The sequence below is a fragment of the Inquilinus sp. genome (assembly GCF_057815775.1).
The window spans coordinates 1-1,582 of record NZ_JBYRFX010001157.1 but is presented as its reverse complement, the minus strand read 5'-3'; the positions used below and the strand labels follow the sequence as shown (position 1 = coordinate 1,582).

2 protein-coding genes are annotated in these 1,582 nt (G+C 67.8%); both read right to left on the bottom strand.

The genetic code is table 11. From position 1 onward, the window contains the following. Positions 1–188, bottom strand: a 188-nt coding sequence (locus tag AC3XYG_RS41015) for a RidA family protein (RefSeq protein ID WP_489145682.1), incomplete at its 3' end; no start/stop codon positions are given. 135 nt (positions 189–323) lie between these two features. Beyond that, positions 324–1,274, bottom strand: a complete 951-nt coding sequence (locus AC3XYG_RS41010) for a DMT family transporter (protein WP_489145681.1) — start codon at positions 1,272–1,274, stop codon at positions 324–326. Between the last annotated feature and the right edge of the window lie 308 nt (positions 1,275–1,582).

Sequence of the window (1,582 nt, the reverse complement as noted above, 5' to 3'; positions counted from 1 at the left end):
GCTCGGCCGAGATTGGCAAACACCTGGCGCGCCTGGGTCGCAAGATCACCACGGCCAACAAGCTTGCCATGGATGTCTTCGGGCTCCTGGCCCGAGATGAAGACCAGCTTGCTGCCTGTCGCAACGACGACCTGGCTGTATGTCTGCGGAACCGGCAGATCCTTGGGATTGATGCTTTGGAGCGTCATTGACCGGATCTCCTCTGCGGTGATTTCAGCAGTCGCCTCCACCTCACCCGGTACACCTTAAGGCGAGTCTGTGCGCGCCCGCGACATGCGTCTGTCGGCGGAAAGTCCAGACCTTCGCGGAAACTCCGGCCGGGCCTATGTCGTCTTGATCGGCGATGCGGCCGAGGCAACGGTGGCGGACGGCGTGGCGCCCTGGGCCACCGGCGCCTCCCGCACCGTCTCGCGGTGCAGGATGTACAGGCCGCTGGCGATGACGATGGCGCAGCCGACCAGCATGGTGGTGTCGGGCACGTCGTGCCACAGCAGGTAGCCGGACAGCACGCCCCAGATCATCTGGGTGTACTGGAACGGCGCCACCACCGCGGCCGGCGCCTGGCGGTAGGCGTTGGTGACGAACAGATAGGCACTGCCGCCCAGCATGCCGCCGATGGCGATCGGCAGCAGGTCGGTCAGGCTGGGCGCCACCCCGCCGAGCACCAGCATCATCATCCCAGTGACGATCGCCGTGGTCGAATTGGCGTAGAAGCCGAAGGTGATGCGGTTCTCGGTGGCGATGAAGCGGCGCAGCAGCAGGAAGCCCAGGGCGTTGGCGACGGCGGAAAACAGGGCACCGAGGATCGCCGGGTTGGCCATGCCGGCGCCCGGGCGCAGCATCACCATCACGCCGATGAAGCCGACGCCGACCGCGCTCCAGCGCCGCCAGCCGACGGATTCGCCGAGGATCGGCACCGACAGGGCGGTGATCAGCAGCGGCGCGCAGAACAGGATGGCGTAGACATCGGCGATCGGCATCACCGAATAGGCGTGGAAGCAGGTGAAGGAGCCGATCAGCGCCAGCGCCGCGCGGACGCCGTGCAGCCAGGGCCGCCTGGTCTTCAACTGGCCGAAGCCACCGGTCAGCTGGGCAAAGGCCAGCATCGGCACCAGCCCGAAGGCGGAGTTGAAGAAGATGACCTGATAGAGCGGGTAGCCTGCGCTCAGCCACTTCACCGCCGTGTCCATGCAGGTGTAGAGGGCGAAGCCCAGGCAGGCAAAGCCGATCCCCGCCGAAACGGACGTGCGGGGCGAGGCGAGTGTGACGGTCATGGGGGCGGCGGCCGTATAGAGCGACCTCGAGGCCGCGATGCATAGCCTACGTCGGACGACTCGGCAGCGCCATTGCTGGCCTCGCATCGCCAGCCGGCGATCCATGCAGGTCTCGCCGCCCGAATTCCGCCGCGATGGGCTGCACGCAGCCCCTTTTGTCCGGCCGTTACCGGGCCGGCGCCGCCAGTCCCAGCGTGGCGCGCGGCACCAGCATGAAGGCGCGGCCTTCCGCGTTCATGGCGCTGGCCAGGTTGCCGGCGTCATGCCCCTCGCCCCAGTACAGGTCGCCGCGGATCGGGCCGCGGATG